The organism is Pseudomonas sp. NPDC089428 (assembly GCF_044749325.1).
In the GTDB taxonomy this organism is placed as follows: domain Bacteria; phylum Pseudomonadota; class Gammaproteobacteria; order Pseudomonadales; family Pseudomonadaceae; genus Aquipseudomonas.
Window position 1 is genome coordinate 96,099 of record NZ_JBIVHT010000014.1, and the last position, 16,314, is coordinate 112,412.

At 64.3% G+C, this 16,314-nt stretch carries 15 protein-coding genes; 8 read left to right on the forward strand and 7 right to left on the reverse strand.

What is annotated here, in order from left to right:
• Window positions 1–28: 28 nt before the first annotated feature.
• Window positions 29–1,402, reverse strand: coding sequence for a nucleotide 5'-monophosphate nucleosidase PpnN (ppnN, locus tag ACIPZ5_RS22020; protein ID WP_261943635.1), 1,374 nt, complete (start codon window positions 1,400–1,402; stop codon window positions 29–31).
• A 63-nt stretch (window positions 1,403–1,465) separates the two neighbouring features.
• The gene (locus ACIPZ5_RS22025; protein ID WP_261943636.1) at window positions 1,466–2,527 is read right to left on the reverse strand and encodes a YeiH family protein; all 1,062 of its coding nucleotides are present in this window, start codon (window positions 2,525–2,527) and stop codon (window positions 1,466–1,468) included.
• 109 nt (window positions 2,528–2,636) lie between these two features.
• Here ACIPZ5_RS22025 and ACIPZ5_RS22030 point away from each other — a divergent pair, with 109 nt between their 5' ends.
• Window positions 2,637–3,524: a LysR family transcriptional regulator gene (locus tag ACIPZ5_RS22030; protein ID WP_400810637.1), complete on the forward strand. Its 888-nt coding sequence runs from the start codon at window positions 2,637–2,639 to the stop codon at window positions 3,522–3,524.
• A 132-nt stretch (window positions 3,525–3,656) separates the two neighbouring features.
• On the opposite strand, the gene pncB is transcribed toward ACIPZ5_RS22030, so the two are convergent.
• Both pncB and ACIPZ5_RS22040 read right to left on the reverse strand, forming a co-directional pair.
• Complete coding sequence (gene pncB / locus ACIPZ5_RS22035; protein WP_400810639.1) at window positions 3,657–4,856, reverse strand: nicotinate phosphoribosyltransferase; 1,200 nt, start codon at window positions 4,854–4,856, stop codon at window positions 3,657–3,659.
• Window positions 4,853–5,503, reverse strand: coding sequence for an isochorismatase family protein (locus ACIPZ5_RS22040; RefSeq protein WP_261943639.1), 651 nt, complete (start codon window positions 5,501–5,503; stop codon window positions 4,853–4,855). Before ACIPZ5_RS22040 ends, pncB begins: the two co-directional genes overlap by 4 nt.
• Window positions 5,504–5,640: 137 nt before the next feature.
• Between ACIPZ5_RS22040 and ACIPZ5_RS22045 the strand changes: the two genes are divergently transcribed.
• Window positions 5,641–6,345, forward strand: a complete 705-nt coding sequence (locus ACIPZ5_RS22045) for an NrtR DNA-binding winged helix domain-containing protein (RefSeq protein ID WP_400810641.1) — start codon at window positions 5,641–5,643, stop codon at window positions 6,343–6,345.
• Window positions 6,346–6,455: 110 nt separating this feature from the next.
• On the opposite strand, the gene ACIPZ5_RS22050 is transcribed toward ACIPZ5_RS22045, so the two are convergent.
• On the reverse strand, window positions 6,456–7,049 hold the full coding sequence (locus ACIPZ5_RS22050) for a cupin domain-containing protein (protein WP_261943641.1): 594 nt from the start codon (window positions 7,047–7,049) through the stop codon (window positions 6,456–6,458).
• A gap of 346 nt (window positions 7,050–7,395) precedes the next feature.
• On the opposite strand from ACIPZ5_RS22050, the gene glnT reads away from it, so the two are divergent.
• The 5 genes from glnT to ACIPZ5_RS22075 all read left to right on the forward strand — a co-directional run bounded on the left by glnT (window position 7,396) and on the right by ACIPZ5_RS22075 (window position 13,216).
• On the forward strand, window positions 7,396–8,730 hold the full coding sequence (gene glnT, locus ACIPZ5_RS22055; RefSeq protein WP_400810643.1) for a type III glutamate--ammonia ligase: 1,335 nt from the start codon (window positions 7,396–7,398) through the stop codon (window positions 8,728–8,730).
• Between the two features lie 66 nt (window positions 8,731–8,796).
• A complete protein-coding gene (locus tag ACIPZ5_RS22060; protein WP_261943643.1) occupies window positions 8,797–9,702 on the forward strand; it encodes a glutamine amidotransferase family protein in 906 nt (301 codons plus the stop codon).
• Between the two features lie 25 nt (window positions 9,703–9,727).
• Window positions 9,728–10,402: a protein glxC gene (locus ACIPZ5_RS22065; RefSeq protein ID WP_261943644.1), complete on the forward strand. Its 675-nt coding sequence runs from the start codon at window positions 9,728–9,730 to the stop codon at window positions 10,400–10,402.
• A 15-nt stretch (window positions 10,403–10,417) separates the two neighbouring features.
• Window positions 10,418–11,743, forward strand: coding sequence for an FMN-binding glutamate synthase family protein (locus tag ACIPZ5_RS22070; RefSeq protein WP_400810646.1), 1,326 nt, complete (start codon window positions 10,418–10,420; stop codon window positions 11,741–11,743).
• Window positions 11,744–11,911: 168 nt separating this feature from the next.
• Window positions 11,912–13,216, forward strand: coding sequence for an ammonium transporter (locus ACIPZ5_RS22075; protein ID WP_400810648.1), 1,305 nt, complete (start codon window positions 11,912–11,914; stop codon window positions 13,214–13,216).
• Between the two features lie 106 nt (window positions 13,217–13,322).
• On the opposite strand, the gene ACIPZ5_RS22080 is transcribed toward ACIPZ5_RS22075, so the two are convergent.
• Together ACIPZ5_RS22080 and ACIPZ5_RS22085 are read right to left on the reverse strand one after the other, a co-directional pair.
• Entirely contained in the window at window positions 13,323–14,735 is a 1,413-nt protein-coding gene (locus ACIPZ5_RS22080; protein ID WP_261943647.1) for a cytosine permease, read from the reverse strand.
• A gap of 396 nt (window positions 14,736–15,131) precedes the next feature.
• Window positions 15,132–15,584, reverse strand: coding sequence for an Lrp/AsnC family transcriptional regulator (locus ACIPZ5_RS22085; RefSeq protein WP_400810650.1), 453 nt, complete (start codon window positions 15,582–15,584; stop codon window positions 15,132–15,134).
• Window positions 15,585–15,695: 111 nt separating this feature from the next.
• Here ACIPZ5_RS22085 and ACIPZ5_RS22090 point away from each other — a divergent pair, with 111 nt between their 5' ends.
• Window positions 15,696–16,310, forward strand: coding sequence for a LysE family translocator (locus ACIPZ5_RS22090; protein WP_400810651.1), 615 nt, complete (start codon window positions 15,696–15,698; stop codon window positions 16,308–16,310).
• Window positions 16,311–16,314: the final 4 nt, after the last annotated feature.

Here is a 16,314-nt window from a genome sequence, read left to right on the forward strand (position 1 = left end):
AATGGGCCGCAGAGCGGCCCCGGCGATCTCAGGTCACAACTTGGTAGCAAGGCACATACGCCGCGCCACCCGGCAATTTCATCCGGTGCTGGTCGACAAACGCCTGCAACAGGCGCCCCAATGGCTCCAGCACCGCGGCATCACCGCGAATCTGATACGGTCCGTGTTCCTCGATCAGCCGTATTCCCTTGTCCTTCACGTTGCCCGCCACGATCCCGGAAAACGCCCGGCGCAGGTTGGCCGCCAGTTCATGGGCCGGCAAATCGCGGCGCAGGGCCAGTTCGGCCATGTTGGCGTGGGTTGGGTCGAACGGGTGCTGGAAGCCCTCGTCGATCTTCAGCAGCCAGTTGAAGTGGAAGGCGTCGTTGCGCTCGCGGCGGAACTGCTTGACCTCCTTGAGCCCCTCGACCATGTGCCGGGCCACTTCGGCCGGGTCGTCGATGATGATCTGGTAGTGGCGCTGGGCAGCTTCGCCCAGGGTGGCGCCGACGAAGGCATGCAGCTGTTGCAGGAACGGTTCGGCGCTGCGTGGCCCGGTGAGCACCACCGGGAACGGCAAGCTCTGGTTGTCCGGGTGCATGAGGATGCCGAGCAGGTAGAGGAACTCCTCGGCGGTGCCGGCGCCGCCGGGGAAGATGATGATGCCGTGGCCAACACGGACGAAGGCCTCCAGGCGCTTCTCGATGTCCGGCAGGATCACCAGCTCGTTGACGATCGGGTTCGGCGCCTCGGCGGCGATGATGCCCGGTTCGGTCAGGCCGAGGTAGCGGCTGCCGTGCATGCGCTGCTTGGCATGGGCGATGGTCGCGCCCTTCATCGGGCCTTTCATCACCCCCGGGCCGCAGCCGGTGCAGATGTCCAGCTTGCGCAGGCCCAGCTCATGGCCGACCTTCTTGGTGTACTGGTACTCCTCGCTGCTGATCGAGTGGCCGCCCCAGCACACCACCATCTTCGGCTCCACGCCGGGGCGCAGGGTGCGGGCGTTGCGCAGCAAGTGGAAGACGTAGTCGGTGATGCCCTGGGAGCTCTCCAGGTCGATGCGCTGGCTGGCCAGCTCGCTTTCGGTGTAGACGATGTCGCGCAGGGCGCAGAACAGCATTTCGCGGGTGCTGGCGATCATTTCACCATCGACGAAGGCGTCGGCTGGAGCGTTCAGCAGCTCCAGGCGCACGCCGCGGTCTTGCTGGTGGATGCGGACTTCGAAGTCCCTGTACGCCTCGAGAATGGTCTTGGCGTTGTCGACATGGGCGCCGGTGTTGAGGATGGCCAGGGCGCACTGGCGGAATAAGGTGTAGAGGGTGCCGGTACCGACTTCACTCAGTTGTTGGACTTCACGTTGCGACAGCGTCTCCAGGCTGCCTTTGGGGCTGACGGATGCGTTGATGACATGGCGTTGAGGCATCTAAGTCGTTCCTGTGCAGGTAAAAACATCCTTGCAAGACAACACCATACCGATCAATGCACGTCAACCTAAAAGGCGTTGCACCCCCAGGGTGATCGCCAGGCCGCCACCCACCAGCCACAGGTTGAGGATCGCCCCGGTGATCAGCGCCCGCGGCCCGGCCTGACGGATCTGGCTCCAGCGGGTTTCCATGCCCAGCGCGGTCATGGCCATGGTCAGGGCGAAGGTGTCCAGGCTGTTGACCGCCTGGGTCACGCTACCGGGCAGTACCTGCAGCGAATTCACCAGCACCAGGGCGAGGAAGCCGAAGGCGAACCAGGGCATGGCGATGCGGCCATTGCCTTGGGCCTGGCCGGGTTGGCGCGAGCGGCTGATCCACAGGCCGACCACCAGCAGCACCGGTACCAGCAGCATCACCCGGGTCATCTTGACGATGGTGGCGATGTGCGTGGCTTCGGGGCTGACGTTGCTGGCCGCGCCCACTACCTGGGCCACTTCGTGAATCGTCCCGCCGAGGAACAGGCCGGCACCCAGGGTGTCCAGGGGCAGCCAGCCGGCGTTGATCGCCAGCGGGTAGAGGAACATCGACAGGGTGCCGAATAGCACTACGCTGCCCACCGCCATGGCACTCTTGTGCGGTGCGCTGCGCAGCGCCGATTCGAATGCCAGCACGGCGGCGGCGCCACAGATCGCGCTGCCGGCCGCCGTGAGCAGGGCGGTGTCACGGTCCAGCTTGAACAGCCGGGTGCCGCACCACAGGCCGATCAGCAGGGTGCTGGTCACGACCAGCAGCGACACGCTCAAGCCGGACCAGCCGACTTCGGCGATCTCTTGCAGGCTGACGCGCAGGCCGAAGAAGGCCACGGCGATGCGCAATAGCCCGCGGGCCGAGAAGTTGATACCGGCTGCCCAGCTGGCTGGTACGCCGTCGCGCAGGGCGTTGCCGTACAGGGCGCCGGCGACGATGCCGACGATCAGCGGGCTGATGCCCAGGCTGGCGATGGCGGGCAGCGCCGCCAGTTGGGTGACGGCGAGCGCGAACAGCGCGACGAACAGGATGCCGTTGAGCCGCCCTCGGGTAGAGAGGGTGGGCGCCAACGCAGGGTTGGAAGTTGCCGTGGCCATGTGAGTCCTCCGGAAGTGTTTCGACATAGCCTACGTTAATCTGGTTATAAGCTTATATAAAATCGTAATTTAGGATGGCAAATATCCGTCTAGCTGATATTTTAAGTGGATGACCCCAGAGCAACTGATAACCTTCGCCACGGTAGCCGAGCACGGCAACATCAGCCATGCGGCCCAGGCCCTGCATCTGTCGCAGCCGGCGGTGTCCGGCCAGCTGAAATTGCTGCAAGAGGACTTTGGCGAGCCCCTCTACCAGCGCGCTGGCCGTGGCGTGCGCCTGACCGCTGCCGGCGAGCAGTTGCTGGCCCATGCCCAGCGCCTGCGGGACACCTTTCGCCAGGCCCAGGCATTGTGCGAGGCCATGCGCGGGCTCGAGCGCGGCACCTTGCGCATCGGCGCCAGTACCACCCCGGCCAGCTACCTGCTGCCGTACCTGATTGCCGACTTCCATGGGCGCTACCCAGAGGTGCTGGTGACCACGTCCCACGGCAACACGGCGGAGATCATCGCGGCGCTGGACAGCGTCGATATCGCCCTGATCGAAGGCCCACCCGGGCAGGAGCTGCCACTGGGCACCGGGGTGACAGCCTGGCGCGAGGACGAGATCGTGGCCATCGTGCCGCGCGACCATCCTCTGGCAGGCGCTGAACAGCAAGGCTTGCAGGCGTTGGGGGCTTACCCGTTGGTGCTGCGTGAGAGTGGTTCGGGGGTGCGCCAGATCGTCGAGCGGGCCTTTGCCCGGCACGGCGTGGCCATGCGCGTGGCGCTGGAGATCGCTGGCGTGGAAGGGGTGAAGGAGGCGGTACGGGCCGGGATGGGGATTGGCTTCGTGTCGGCCATGTCGATCCGCCATGAAGACGGCGTGTTGCGGCAGCTGCGGGTTGCACCTGAGCCTTTGGTGCGGCGCTTCTCCATCCTCTTGCCCCATGCCGCAACGCCGTCGCGGGCGGCTGCACGGTTCATGGAGCTGTGTGTCGGGCAGGCAGAAGAGGGGTGACTGAGCCGGCCTGGACTCTCAAGGCAAGTGCAAACCCGCTACAGAATCATCACCAGCTTCCAGGCATGCGCTGTACTTGTGGGAGCCGCGCCAGTTTCAAGAAATTGAGCAAGACAGCCAGTCCAGGCGACATCAAATCACCTTGAACACATGCTTCATGTAAGCCACGAAGTTCTCGTCCCGGCACTGGGTCTTGCCCGGGCTGTCGGAGATCTTCGCCACCGGCGCGCCATTGCAGTCGGTCATCTTGATCACCATGTTCATCGGCTCCACCCCCGGGATATCGCAGGTCAGCCGGGTACCAATGCCGAAGCTCACGTTGATCCGCGCGTGCAGTGCCCGGTACAGGCCCAGCGCCTTGGCGAAATCCAGCCCGTCGGAGAAGATCAGTGTCTTGCCCTTCGGGTCGATCCCCAGCCGCTCATAGTGGGCGATGGCTTTCTCCGCCCAGACCAGCGGGTCCCCGGAGTCGTGCCGCAGCCCATCGAACAGCTTGGCGAAGTACAGGTCGAAATCACCCAGGAAGGCGTCCATGGTGATGCAGTCGGTCAAGGCGATGCCCAGCAAGCCACGGTACTCGCGGACCCAGGCTTCCAGCGCGGCGGCCTGGCTGTCGACCAGCCGCGGGCCGAGTTGCTGGTGCGCCATGAACCATTCGTGGGCCATGGTGCCGAGCGGCTTGAGCTCAAGCTCGCGGGCCAGGTGCACGTTGCTGGTGCCGACGAAGCGGCCGGGGAAGTCGTGCTTGAGCAGGTACACCACTTCTTCCTGCACCCGGTAGGAGAAGCGCCGTCGTGTACCGAAGTCAGCCAGTTGGAAGCCTGCCAGCTCCTCGGCACTGGCCTCGGCCTTGAGCCAGTCGAATTTCTGGTACAGGCGCTCGCCCACCTGTTCGATCGTCACGTCGTGATAGCGGTAGCGGTTGCGCACCTCGCTGATGATCGCCAGCAACGGGATCTCGTAGAGGATCACGTGCAGCCACGGCCCGCGCACGCGGATCGCCAGCTGCCCGGCCGCGTCCAGGCCGACCTGCACATAGCGCAGGTTGAAGCGGAACAGGCTGAGGAAGCGGATGAAGTCCGGCTTCAGGAACGGGATCTTTTCCAGGTAGGCCAGTTGGTCGTGGGTGACGGTGACTTCGCTCAGTTGCTCTATCTGGTTGCGGATCTCTGCCAGGTAAGGGGAGAGGTCTTCGCCGTTGCGGCAGCGGAACTCCCACTCCACCTCGGCATTGGGGTAGTTGTGCAGCACCGCCTGCATCATGGTGATCTTGTAGAAGTCGGTGTCCAGCAGGTTCTGGATGATCCGTGGGCCGAAAACGCTTTCGCTCATGGGCGGTCTTCCTTGATCAGAGAGAGCTGGTAGTCGAGCGCGGCCTCATCGCCGCACAGGATCACGCCCTCGGCAGCCAGTGCGCCGCAGGCGCTGATGGCGCCTTCCTGGGTCAGGGCGCGGCAGGCCGGCAGGTACAGCAGCACCTGGAAGCCGGCCTGGCGCAATTGCCGGGCAGTGGTCTTGACGCAGTAGTCCAGGGCCAGGCCGCCGACGATCACCGCGCCCACCTGTTGCACCTTGAGAAACTCGATGACCCCGGTGGAGCGGCGCTCGGCGAGGTCGTGGTAGCAGGCGCCGTAGGGGTGCAGGTCGGGCTCGACGCCTTTCCAGACGAAGTAGTCGTAATCGATCGGGGCGGGCAGGCCGGGCAGCAGCTCGAAGCCGGCGGTACCGGGGACGCAGTGGCTGACCCAGGTCAGGTCGGCGTTGGCCAGGGGCAGCGGTTGCAGCATCTGGCCAGGGTCGGCCACCACCCACACGGCGTTGGCCGGGTGGGCGTCCTTGCTGCCCAGGCGCAGGTCGGCGCGCAGCGCCATGGCGTTGAGGTCCTGGGCGATCTCGTTGCCCTCTGGTACCGGCAGCTCCTGAGGGGCGTTGGCGGTGAAGCCGTTTTGCGCGTCGACATCGAAACTGGCGATCTTCATGGCGGGTCTCCTCGCTGGAATGGCTATATAATTCACCTGGTGTAATAAGTGTGTCAAGTGACAATTTCCATAGGCTTGCGGGTTGCCATACTTAGAAGCTCTGGTGGATTATTGTGCCGATGAACAAGGAGCCCCCGGTGAGTACAGTTGAAGTCCTGGCCAGTGTCGATATTGTCGCCCTGCGCCTGGCCCCTGATGCCCAGCATCTGCAAGTGTTGTTGCACCGTCGTGAGCGCGAGCCCCACGCCGGCCAGTGGGCCTTGCCTGGCGTGATCGTCAATGGCCGCACCCCGGACACCAGCCTGGAGGGCGCTGCCGAACGCGCCTTGCGCGAGAAAGCCCTGGTGGTGCCGCGCCACCTCGAACAGGTGGGAACCGAAGGCAATGCCTTCCGCGACCCGCGTGGCTGGTCGTTGAGTACCTATTACCTGGCGTTGCTTGACCCGCAGCAGCAGGTGGAAGGTGAGCAGCTGGCGTTTTTTGACCTGGACAGCGTGATTGACCGCAAGGTGCTGCTGCCGTTCGACCATAACCTGCTGGTCGAGCGAGCCAGGGAACGGTTGGCGGCGAAGACGGTGTACAGCAGCTTGCCGCTGTACCTGCTGGCGCAGAAGTTCACCGTGCTCGATGCGCTGGGGGCGGTGCAGGCGTGCCTGGGGCAGGCGGTGAACAACACCTCGCTGCGCAAGCGCCTGGATCGCCTGCGCGAGCTGGGTTGGGTGCGCGATACCGGGGAGAAGAACCAGCCCAGGCTGGGCCGGCCGCAGCAGTTGTATCAGTACACGCCGCAGGGCGAGCGGGTGTTCATGTTCGACCGCAGCCTGTTGCCTGAAGGCAGTTAGGTGCACGCCGCCAGGGTTTTGTGACGGTGAGTTCGAACGCCGCGCGTGCGGCGCTCGAGCTCATTGCCCAGGCCAAACCCAAGGTCGCGAAATTGCCTTGCAGCCGCGCGTCACTCGTCGCCGTAGTTCATGATCGACAGCAAGCGAATAGGCACCTGCACCAGTTGCTCGGGGCCATGCGGGGTTTCGCCATCGAACGTCAGGCTGTCGCCGGCCTGCATGCGATAGAGCTGGTTGCCGTGGCGATAGACCAGTTCACCCTCCAGCAGATGGAGGAATTCGGTACCCGGGTGGGCGAAGGTCGGGAATTCCTCGCTGGCGTCGTCCATGGTCACCATGTACGCCTCGAAGTTCTTCTTCGGCCCCCGGGCGTGATTGAGCAAATGGTAGGTATGGCCCTTCTCGGTGCCGCGGCGTACCACCTCCAGCCCTTCGCCGGCCTTGACCAGCAAGGCATTGCCGTCGGGCTGGTCATACTGGCTGAACAGCTTGGCCATCGGCATGCCCAGCACATCGCACAGGCGGCTGAGGGTATCGAGGCTGGTGGACACCTGGGCGTTTTCGATCTTGCTCAGCATGCCCTGGCTGATGCCGGCGATGCGGGCTACATCGGCGAGCTTGAGTGACTGGGCCTGACGCTGGCGCTTGATCTGCAGGCCCAGGTACTGCTCCAGACGGAGACGCGGTTCGGTTTCGGTTAGCATCGAATGTCCTGCACGTTTTCAGTTCAAGAATAAAGATTTCGCACTGGGAAAGTGCGAAAGGCGGCAGCCTGGGCTGCTTCTTTCCTCGGATGAAAACAAGTTTCCCATAAATAGAGCATAAAAACCTGCATGGGTTTTCTGCCGCCCGTACGGGCCAGTTCGCGGCTAAAGCCGCTCCTGCAGGGCTTTGCGCGGTCCCTGTAGGAGCGGCTTTAGCCGCGAAGAGGCCTGTACACGTCACGTAAGACCATCACCCTGGACACAGTTGGCAAGCACATTGCATTCCTGTGAGGAAAGTAAGTTTCCCATGCGGAATTAGTGCCCCTCACCCAGGAGTGATCAACCCATGTTGCCAGCAGAAACCCAGCGCACCCTCGACCAGTACGGCATCAAGTATGTGTTGGCGCAGTTCGTCGATATCCACGGTTCGGCGAAGACCAAGTCGGTGCCGGTATCGGGCCTCAAGATGGTGGCTGAAGAGGGCGCCGGCTTTGCCGGGTTCGCCATCTGCGGCATGGGCATGGAGCCCCACGGCCCGGACTTCATGGCCCGTGGCGACCTGTCCACGCTGATCCCGGTGCCGTGGCAGCCGGGCTATGGCAGGGTGGTGTGCGTGGGCCATGTCAACGGCCAGCCCTGGCCCTACGACAGCCGCCATGTATTGCAGCAGCAGGTGCAGCGCCTGGCCGACAAGGGCTGGACCTTGAACACTGGCCTTGAGCCCGAGTTCAGCCTGTTCCGCCGTGACGAAGGCGGCAAGCTGCAGTTGGTGGATGCCTCCGACAACCTCGACAAACCCTGCTACGACTACAAGGGCCTGTCGCGCTCACGGCTGTTCCTCGAGCGCCTCACCGAGGCCCTGCAGCCGGTCGGCTTCGACATCTATCAGATCGACCACGAAGACGCCAACGGCCAGTTCGAGATCAACTACACCTACAGCGACGCCCTGGAGTCGGCCGACCGTTTCACCTTCTTCCGCATGGCCGCCGGCGAAATCGCCAACGACTTAGGGATGATCTGCTCGTTCATGCCCAAGCCCGATCCCAAGCGCGCCGGCAATGGCATGCACTTCCACCTGTCGCTGGCCAGCAGCAACAACAAGAACCTGTTCCACGACCCTTCCGACAGCAGCGGCATGGGCCTGTCGAAACTGGCCTACCACTTTGCCGCCGGGCTGTTGGCCCACGGCCCCGCGCTGTGTGCCTTCGCCGCCCCCACGGTCAACTCGTACAAGCGCCTGGTGGTCGGCCGCTCGCTGTCCGGCGCCACCTGGGCGCCGGCCTTCGTCGCCTATGGCGCCAACAACCGTTCGGCGATGGTGCGCATCCCCTATGGCCGCCTGGAGTTTCGCCTGCCAGACGCTGGCTGCAACCCGTACCTGGTCACCGCCGCCATCATCGCCGCCGGCCTCGACGGCATCGATCGCCAGCTGGAACCGGGCGAGATGTGCAACGAGAACCTCTACAACCTGAGCCTGGAAGAGATTGCCGCACGCGGCATCAAGACCTTGCCGCAATCGCTCAAGGAAGCGGCTGACGCGCTGGAGGCCGACCCGCTGTTCCGCGAGGTACTCGGTGCCGAGATCGTCGACGAGTTCATCAAGCTCAAGCGCATGGAGTGGGTGGAGTACAGCCGCCACGTCTCGGACTGGGAAATCCAGCGTTACACCGAATTCTTCTGACCGCCAACCCTATCCCTGGGTAGCGGCAAACGCAGCGGCTACCCACTGCCTAGAAGGAGTATCACCATGTGTGGAATCGTAGGTCTGTACCTGAAAAAGCCGGCGCTGGAAGCCCAGCTCGGCAAGCTCTTCGAACCCATGCTCCAAGCCATGACCGACCGTGGCCCGGACAGCGCCGGTTTCGCCATATACGGTGACGAAGTGGCCGATGGCTGGGTCAAGCTGACCCTGCAGGCGACGGACATCAACTACCCCTGGGCGGCCCTGATGGGCCAGTTGGAGGGGCGCCTGGGTTGCTCGCTGGACTGGTTCCAGAACGCCAGCGCCGCCGTGCTCAAGGTGCACACCAGCGAGGCAGCGGCCCGCCAGGCCCTGAGCGAACTGGCCCCAGACGTGCGCATCATGAGCGCCGGGCAGAGCATCGAAATCCTCAAGGGCATGGGCCTGCCGGCGGAAATCTCCAGCCGCTTCGGCCTGGCCGGCATGAAGGGCAGCCACATCATCGGCCATACCCGCATGGCCACCGAAAGCGCCGTGACCATGGAAGGCAGCCACCCGTTCTCCACCGGCGCCGACCTGTGCCTGGTGCACAACGGCTCGCTGTCCAACCACTTCCGCCTGCGCCAGGCACTCAAGCGCGAAGGCATCAGCTTCGAGACCGATAACGACACCGAAGTGGCGGCCGGCTACCTGACCTGGCGCCTGCAACAGGGTGACACCCTGGCCCAGGCCCTGGATGGCGCGCTGGAAGACCTGGACGGCTTCTTCACCTTCGCCATTGGCACCCGCAACGGCTTTGCCGTGATCCGTGACCCGATTGCCTGCAAACCGGCCGTGCTGGCCGAGACCGACGACTACGTGGCCATGGCCTCCGAGTACCAGGCCCTGGCCAGCCTGCCGGGCATCGACAAGGCCAAGGTCTGGGAGCCGGCGCCGGCCACCTTGTACGTCTGGGAACGCGAAAGCGCCTGACCCCACCGAATCACTGGAGACATTCATGAAGACGATCGACCTTTCCAGCGCCTCGGTGCGCGTACTCAACCAGTCCCTGCATGGCGATGTGCAGGACCGCGAATGGCGGGTGACCCACCCCGACGGCAAGCACAACCTGGCGGTGGGCATCAACGCCGCCGTGTCGGTGGATATCGAGGGCCACGCCGGCTACTACTGCGCGGGCATGAACCAGCAGGCCAGCGTCACCGTGCACGGCAACGTCGGCGTGGGCGTGGCGGAGAACATGATGTCTGGCTCGGTGCGGGTCAAGGGCAGCGCCTCCCAGGCCGCCGGCGCCACCGCCCATGGTGGATTGCTGGTGATCGAGGGCGATGCCGGCGCGCGCTGCGGCATCTCGATGAAGGGCGTGGACATCGTGGTCGGCGGCAGCATCGGCCACATGAGCTGCTTCATGGGCCAGGCCGGGCGCCTGGTGGTGTGTGGCGATGCCGGCGATGCGCTGGGCGATTCACTGTACGAGGTGCGCATCTACGTCAAGGGTTCGGTGCAGTCGCTAGGCTCGGATTGCATCGAGAAAGAGATGCGCGCCGAGCACCTGCAAGAGCTGCAGGAACTGCTGAACAAGGCCGGCCTTGCGCACAAGGCTGCTGATTTCAAACGTTACGGCTCGGCCCGCCAGCTGTACAACTTCAAAGTCGATAACGCCAGCGCGTACTGATCCAGGAGCATTCCCATGAGCGAGCAATTCCCCCCGGTACTGCGTGAGTCGGCCACCTTCGATCGCCTGACCATCCAGGAAATCCAGCGTGCCGCCGAAACCGGCATCTACGACATCCGCGGCGGCGGCACCAAGCGCCGTGTGCCGCACTTCGACGACCTGCTGCTGCTGGGCGCCAGCGTGTCGCGCTACCCGCTGGAAGGCTACCGCGAAAAGTGCGGTACCGACGTGGTGCTGGGTAACCGCTTCGCCAAGAAGCCGATCCACCTCAAGATCCCGGTGACCATCGCCGGCATGAGCTTCGGCGCGCTGTCGGCCAACGCCAAGGAAGCCCTGGGCCGTGGCGCGACCATTGCCGGCACCAGCACCACCACCGGCGACGGCGGCATGACCCCGGAAGAGCGCGGCCAGTCGCAGCACCTGGTGTACCAGTACCTGCCATCGCGCTACGGCATGAACCCCGACGACCTGCGCAAGGCCGACGCCATCGAGATCGTCCTCGGCCAGGGCGCCAAGCCGGGCGGTGGTGGCATGCTGCTGGGCATGAAGGTGACCGAGCGGGTAGCCGGCATGCGCACTTTGCCGATTGGCGTCGACCAGCGCAGCGCCTGCCGCCACCCGGACTGGACCGGCCCGGACGACCTGGCGATCAAGATTGCCGAGATCCGCGAAATCACCGATTGGGAAAAACCGATCTACGTGAAGATCGGCGCCAGTCGCCCGTACTACGACGTCAAGCTGGCAGTGAAGGCCGGTGCCGACGTGATCGTGCTCGACGGCATGCAGGGCGGCACCGCGGCCACCCAGGAAGTGTTCATCGAACACGTCGGCATCCCGATCCTGCCGGCCATTCCGCAGGCGGTAAAGGCGCTGCAGGAGATGGGCATGCACCGCAAGGTGCAGCTGATCGTATCCGGCGGCATCCGCAACGGCGCCGACGTGGCCAAGGCCATGGCCTTGGGCGCCGACGCGGTAGCCATCGGCACGGCGGCGCTGATTGCCCTGGGCGACAACCACCCGCGGCTGGACAGCGAGCTGAAGAAGATCGGCTCGGCCGCCGGCTTCTACGACGACTGGCAGAACGGCCGCGACCCTGCCGGTATCACCACCCAGGACCCGGAACTGGCCAAGCGCCTGAACCCGGAAGAGGCTGGCCGGCGCTTGGCCAACTACCTGCGGGTGCTGGTGCTGGAAGCGCAGACCATGGCCCGTGCCTGTGGCAAGTCGCACCTGCACAACCTCGACCCCGAAGACCTGGTGGCGCTGACCGTCGAGGCCGCCGCCATGGCCCGGGTGCCGCTGGCTGGCACCGCCTGGGTGCCGGGGCAGGCCCAGTACTGATTCATCTCACAGGCTATTGGGGCCGCGTTGCGGCCCTTCGCGGGAGCCCGCTCCCACAGGAAGCTCACAGTCCTTGAGAACTGTGGTGGCCCTGTGGGAGCGGGCTTGCCCGCAAATGGGCCGCAACGCGGCCCAAGGGCATCTCTTCATTCACACAGGAGTGACTCCATGAAGCACCTCACCCTCGCTGTAATGTTGTTAGCCTTGGCCAACCAGGCCCATGCCGCCGAACCCACCCTGGATACCGGCAACACCGCCTGGATGATCTGCGCGGCGATGTTCGTGCTGATGATGTGCATCCCAGGCCTGGCGCTGTTCTACGGCGGCATGGTGCGGGCCAAGAACTTCCTCTCGGTGTTCACCCAGCTGTTCGCCGTGGCCGGGGTGATCGGCATCCTCTGGGTGCTGTTCGGCTACAGCCTGGTGGTCGATACCAGCGGCATGGTCGAAGGGCAGTTGACCTTGAACAGCTTCATCGGCGGCCTGGACAAGGCGCTGATGCTGAACATCGGCCACGACAGCCTGGTGGGCACCATCCCGGAAGGGGTGTTCGCGGTGTTTCAGCTGACCTTTGCCATCATCACCCCGGCCCTGATCGCCGGCGGTTTTGCCGAGCGCATGAAATTCAGTGCCTCGCTGCTGTTCATGGCGGCCTGGTTCGTCCTGGTGTACGCGCCGATCGCCCATATGGTGTGGGGTGGGCCGGGGGCGCTGATGGTCAATTGGGGTGTGCTGGACTTTGCCGGCGGCACTGCCGTGCACATCAACTCCGGTGTGGCTGCGCTGGCGGCGGCGTTGATGCTGGGCAGGCGCAAAGGCTACCCGCAGGTGGCGATGCCGCCACACAACCTCGGTTTCACCCTGGTGGGCGCGGGGCTGCTGTGGGTCGGCTGGTTCGGCTTCAACGTAGGTTCCGGGCTTGCGGCCAACGAAGGGGCAGGGGTGGTGATGCTGGCGACCATGGTGGCGGCGTGCGCCGGCATTGTTGGCTGGTTGCTGACCGAGAAAGTCATGCATGGCCGGCCTACTGCGCTGGGGGCGGCATCGGGGGCCTTGGCTGGGCTGGTAGGTATCACGCCGGCCTGTGCGTTTGTCGGGCCGTTGGGTGCGGTGGTCATCGGCTTGCTGACCGGGGCGATCTGCTTCTTCGCCGTAACCCGGTTGAAGCAGGCGCTGGGCTATGACGACAGCCTCGATGTATTCGGGCTGCATGGGGTTGGCGGTATGGTCGGGGCGGTGTTGACCGGGGTGTTTGCCGCGCCGTCGCTGGGGGGCTACGTGGAAGGGGCTTCGCCGATCGGGCAGGCTTTGGTGCAGCTCAAGGGCGTGGCGTTCACCTTCGTCTATTGCTTTGTGGTGAGCTGGGCGATTCTTGGGGCCATCAAGCTGACCGTGGGGCTGCGGGCCAGCCGGGAAGAGGAAGAGCAGGGGCTGGACCTGGCCGAGCACAATGAGCGGGCTTACAACCTCTGACAAATGTGTCGACTGTGCTGGCCTCTCGCGGATGAATCCGCTCCTACAAGGGATTGCATACCCCGGTAGGAGCGGATCTATCCGCGAGAGGCCAGCACAGTTTTAATCAATGCCCCATGGCCAACTTGGCACTGTTCTGGCGACGGCGGTAGGCGCTGTCACGCGAAGCCAGCCACCAGTACAGCGGCGAAGTGATTGCCAGGCCCACCAGCCAAGACAGGTCAGCGCCGTTGATGTGCTCGGAGATCGGCCCGACGTACAGCGGGGTGTTCATGAACGGAATCTGCACCACGATGCCCACCGCATAGGCAATCAGCGCCTGCGGGTTGTATCGGCCGTAGATCCCGCCATCGACCTTGAAGATCGACTGGATGTCGTAGTCGCCCTTGTGAATGGCATAGAAGTCGATCAGGTTGATCGCCGTCCACGGCACCAGCACCACCAGCAGCACCAGCACCATGTCGACGAAGTGGCCGATGAAGTCGGCCGAGGCGAACACCGCCACCACGCAGCAGGCGGCCAGCACGATCAGCGACAGCACCGCACGGCTTTTGGCAGTGGGGATCCAGCGGTAGGCGAAGGTCTGCACCAGGGTGATGATCGACAGCACCGCACCATACAGGTTGAGGGCGTTGTGGCTGATCACGCTGAGCAGGAACAGCACCAGCATCACCGGGCCCAGGGTGCCGGTCGCGAGCTTGACCGCGTCCATGGTGTCCACGCCAGCCGGGATCGCCAGCACTGCCACGGCACCGAAGATGAACGACAGGCTCGAACCCAGGGCCGAACCCAGGTAGGTGGTCCAGAAGGTCGAGCTGACTTTCACGTCAGCCGGCAGGTAGCGCGAGTAGTCCGACACGTACGGGGCGAAGGCGATCTGCCACAGCGCTGCCAGCGACACGGTGGCCAGCCAGCCGGCCAGGTTGAAGCCGCCACGGGTGAGGAAGTCGTCACTTTGCACATGGCTGAAGATGTAGCCAAAGCCGACCACGATGCCGATGCCCAGCACCCAGGTGCCGATGCGGTTGAGCACGTGGATGAAACGGTAGCCGATGATGCCGATGATGCCCGACCCCAGCGCACCGATGACGATACCCACCGGCACCGGTACGGCTTCGACCACGCCATGCAGCGACTTGCCGGCCAGGACGATGTTGGAGGCGAAGAAGCCGATGTACATCACCCCGGCGATCACCACCACCAGCAAGGCGCCAAGGGTGCCGAACTGGGCGCGGCTCTGGATCATCTGCGGGATGCCCATCTGCGGGCCCTGGGCCGAGTGCAGCGCCATCAGCACGCCGCCGACCAGGTGGCCGACCAGGATGGCGACGATGCCCCACACCAGGTTCAGGTGAAACAGCTGCACGCCCAGCGCGCCGGTGACGATGGGCAGCGGTGCGATATTGCCGCCGAACCACAGTGTGAACAGATCCCTTACCTTTCCATGGCGGTCTTCCGGCGGTACGTAGCCGATCGTGTGTTTTTCTATGAGGGGTGCCGAATTGGCTGCACTGGTCATGACTGACTCCAAGGCAAGGTGGGGCATCGGGTGCTGCCCGGATGCGTGCCGGCGAAGGGCGACGCGTTCTTGTTGGAGCGATGATGCGGGGCGCGGAGATAACGAGAAATTAGTAAATATGTGCCCATAAACCTTAAAAAACCTAAGGCTGACAAAAGGTTAAGCGGTGGACGGTAGCAAGGAGGGTGCCAGCTGGCTGGAGGCCTTGGGCTAGAGGGGGCTGCGCTGTTCGTCGGCGCAAGGGGTGGGCAGTCGTGGTGCACAGTGCGCATTGACAGGGCAGGTGTAAAGGCTGCCTGTGCCGGCTTCTTCGCGGGTACATCGAAAACCTGCGGGTCAGCGTTCACCTTGTGGGAGCGGGTTTACCCGCGAAGAGGCCGGCACAGGAGAAAAATGCTACATCGGCAACAGCCGGTCCTGAATCACCTCTTTCATGACCAAGGTCGAACTCAGCCGCTTCACATTGGGAATGCTGGTCAACTGCTCGTCATACAGCTTCTGGAACGCCGGCAAGTCCTTGGCCATCACATGCAGCAGGTAATCGGGGTCGCCAAACAACCGCTGCGCCTCGACGATCTGCGGTATCTCCACCAGCGCCGCCTCGAAATCCGCCACGGGCTGGCGGGTCACCTCGCGCAGGGTCACGAATACCAACGCGGCAAAGTTCAGCCCCAAGGCGCTGGGCGCCAGCCGTGCGTGGTAGCCCAGGATGGCGCCGGACTCTTCCAGCGCCTTCAGCCGGCGATGGCAGGGCGACAGGCTGAGGCCGACGCGATCGGCCAGTTCGGTCACCGAGAGACGACCGTCTTTTTGCAGCTCGGCAAGGATCTTTCGGTCTGTTCGGTCCATTGAGAAGAATCTTCCAGCATCAGGGGTATGAGGGGAAATATACGAAAGAAAATCCCTCGGTGGAATCCGTAGGCTTTCTTCACCCCCAAACTGTGTGAAAGGAAGACTCAAGTGGCGATCAGTGTGCTGACGGCGTTCTGGGCCGTGTCGTTGTTGTTCGTGATCACCCCCGGCGCAGACTGGGCCTATGCCATTTCGGCAGGCATGCGCGGGCGCTGGGTGATGCCTGCAGTGATGGGCATGCTGTCGGGGCATTTTCTCGCGACCCTGGTAGTGGCGGCGGGGGTGGGCAGCCTGCTGGCCGGGCATCCGTTGGCCTTGACCCTGTTGACCGTCGCCGGCTGCGTGTACTTGCTGTGGCTGGGTGGCAACCTGCTGCTGAGCCCGGCGGTGCCGGAGGCGGGGCAGGTCGGTGTGCAGGAGTCTGGCCCGCGCTGGGCGTTCAAGGGCTTTTGCGTGAGCGGGCTGAACCCCAAGGTGTTCCTGCTGTTCCTGGCTTTGCTGCCGCAATTCACCGACCCGACCTCGAACTGGCCGATGCCGGCGCAGATCCTGCTGCTTGGTGCGGTGCACCTGTGCAGCTCGCTGGTGATCTACACCTTGGTCGGCTATGGCGCCAAAGCCGTGCTGAGCACCCGCCCGCAGGCGGCGAGGCTGGTCGGGCGGGTGTCGGGGGTGGCGATGATCTCGGTGGCGCTCGGCTTGATCTACGGGCAGTTGAACTGAACCC

Excerpts from the sequence above, each read along its gene's own strand:
- ppnN (WP_261943635.1), bottom strand. The coding sequence starts at position 1,402 with ATGCCTCAACGCCATGTCATCAACGCATCCGTCAGCCCCAAAGGCAGC.
- ACIPZ5_RS22025 (WP_261943636.1), bottom strand. The coding sequence starts at position 2,527 with ATGGCCACGGCAACTTCCAACCCTGCGTTGGCGCCCACCCTCTCTACC.
- ACIPZ5_RS22030 (WP_400810637.1), top strand. The coding sequence starts at position 2,637 with ATGACCCCAGAGCAACTGATAACCTTCGCCACGGTAGCCGAGCACGGC.
- pncB (WP_400810639.1), bottom strand. The coding sequence starts at position 4,856 with ATGAGCGAAAGCGTTTTCGGCCCACGGATCATCCAGAACCTGCTGGAC.
- ACIPZ5_RS22040 (WP_261943639.1), bottom strand. The coding sequence starts at position 5,503 with ATGAAGATCGCCAGTTTCGATGTCGACGCGCAAAACGGCTTCACCGCC.
- ACIPZ5_RS22050 (WP_261943641.1), bottom strand. The coding sequence starts at position 7,049 with ATGCTAACCGAAACCGAACCGCGTCTCCGTCTGGAGCAGTACCTGGGC.
- glnT (WP_400810643.1), top strand. The coding sequence starts at position 7,396 with ATGTTGCCAGCAGAAACCCAGCGCACCCTCGACCAGTACGGCATCAAG.
- ACIPZ5_RS22060 (WP_261943643.1), top strand. The coding sequence starts at position 8,797 with ATGTGTGGAATCGTAGGTCTGTACCTGAAAAAGCCGGCGCTGGAAGCC.
- ACIPZ5_RS22065 (WP_261943644.1), top strand. The coding sequence starts at position 9,728 with ATGAAGACGATCGACCTTTCCAGCGCCTCGGTGCGCGTACTCAACCAG.
- ACIPZ5_RS22070 (WP_400810646.1), top strand. The coding sequence starts at position 10,418 with ATGAGCGAGCAATTCCCCCCGGTACTGCGTGAGTCGGCCACCTTCGAT.
- ACIPZ5_RS22075 (WP_400810648.1), top strand. The coding sequence starts at position 11,912 with ATGAAGCACCTCACCCTCGCTGTAATGTTGTTAGCCTTGGCCAACCAG.
- ACIPZ5_RS22080 (WP_261943647.1), bottom strand. The coding sequence starts at position 14,735 with ATGACCAGTGCAGCCAATTCGGCACCCCTCATAGAAAAACACACGATC.
- ACIPZ5_RS22085 (WP_400810650.1), bottom strand. The coding sequence starts at position 15,584 with ATGGACCGAACAGACCGAAAGATCCTTGCCGAGCTGCAAAAAGACGGT.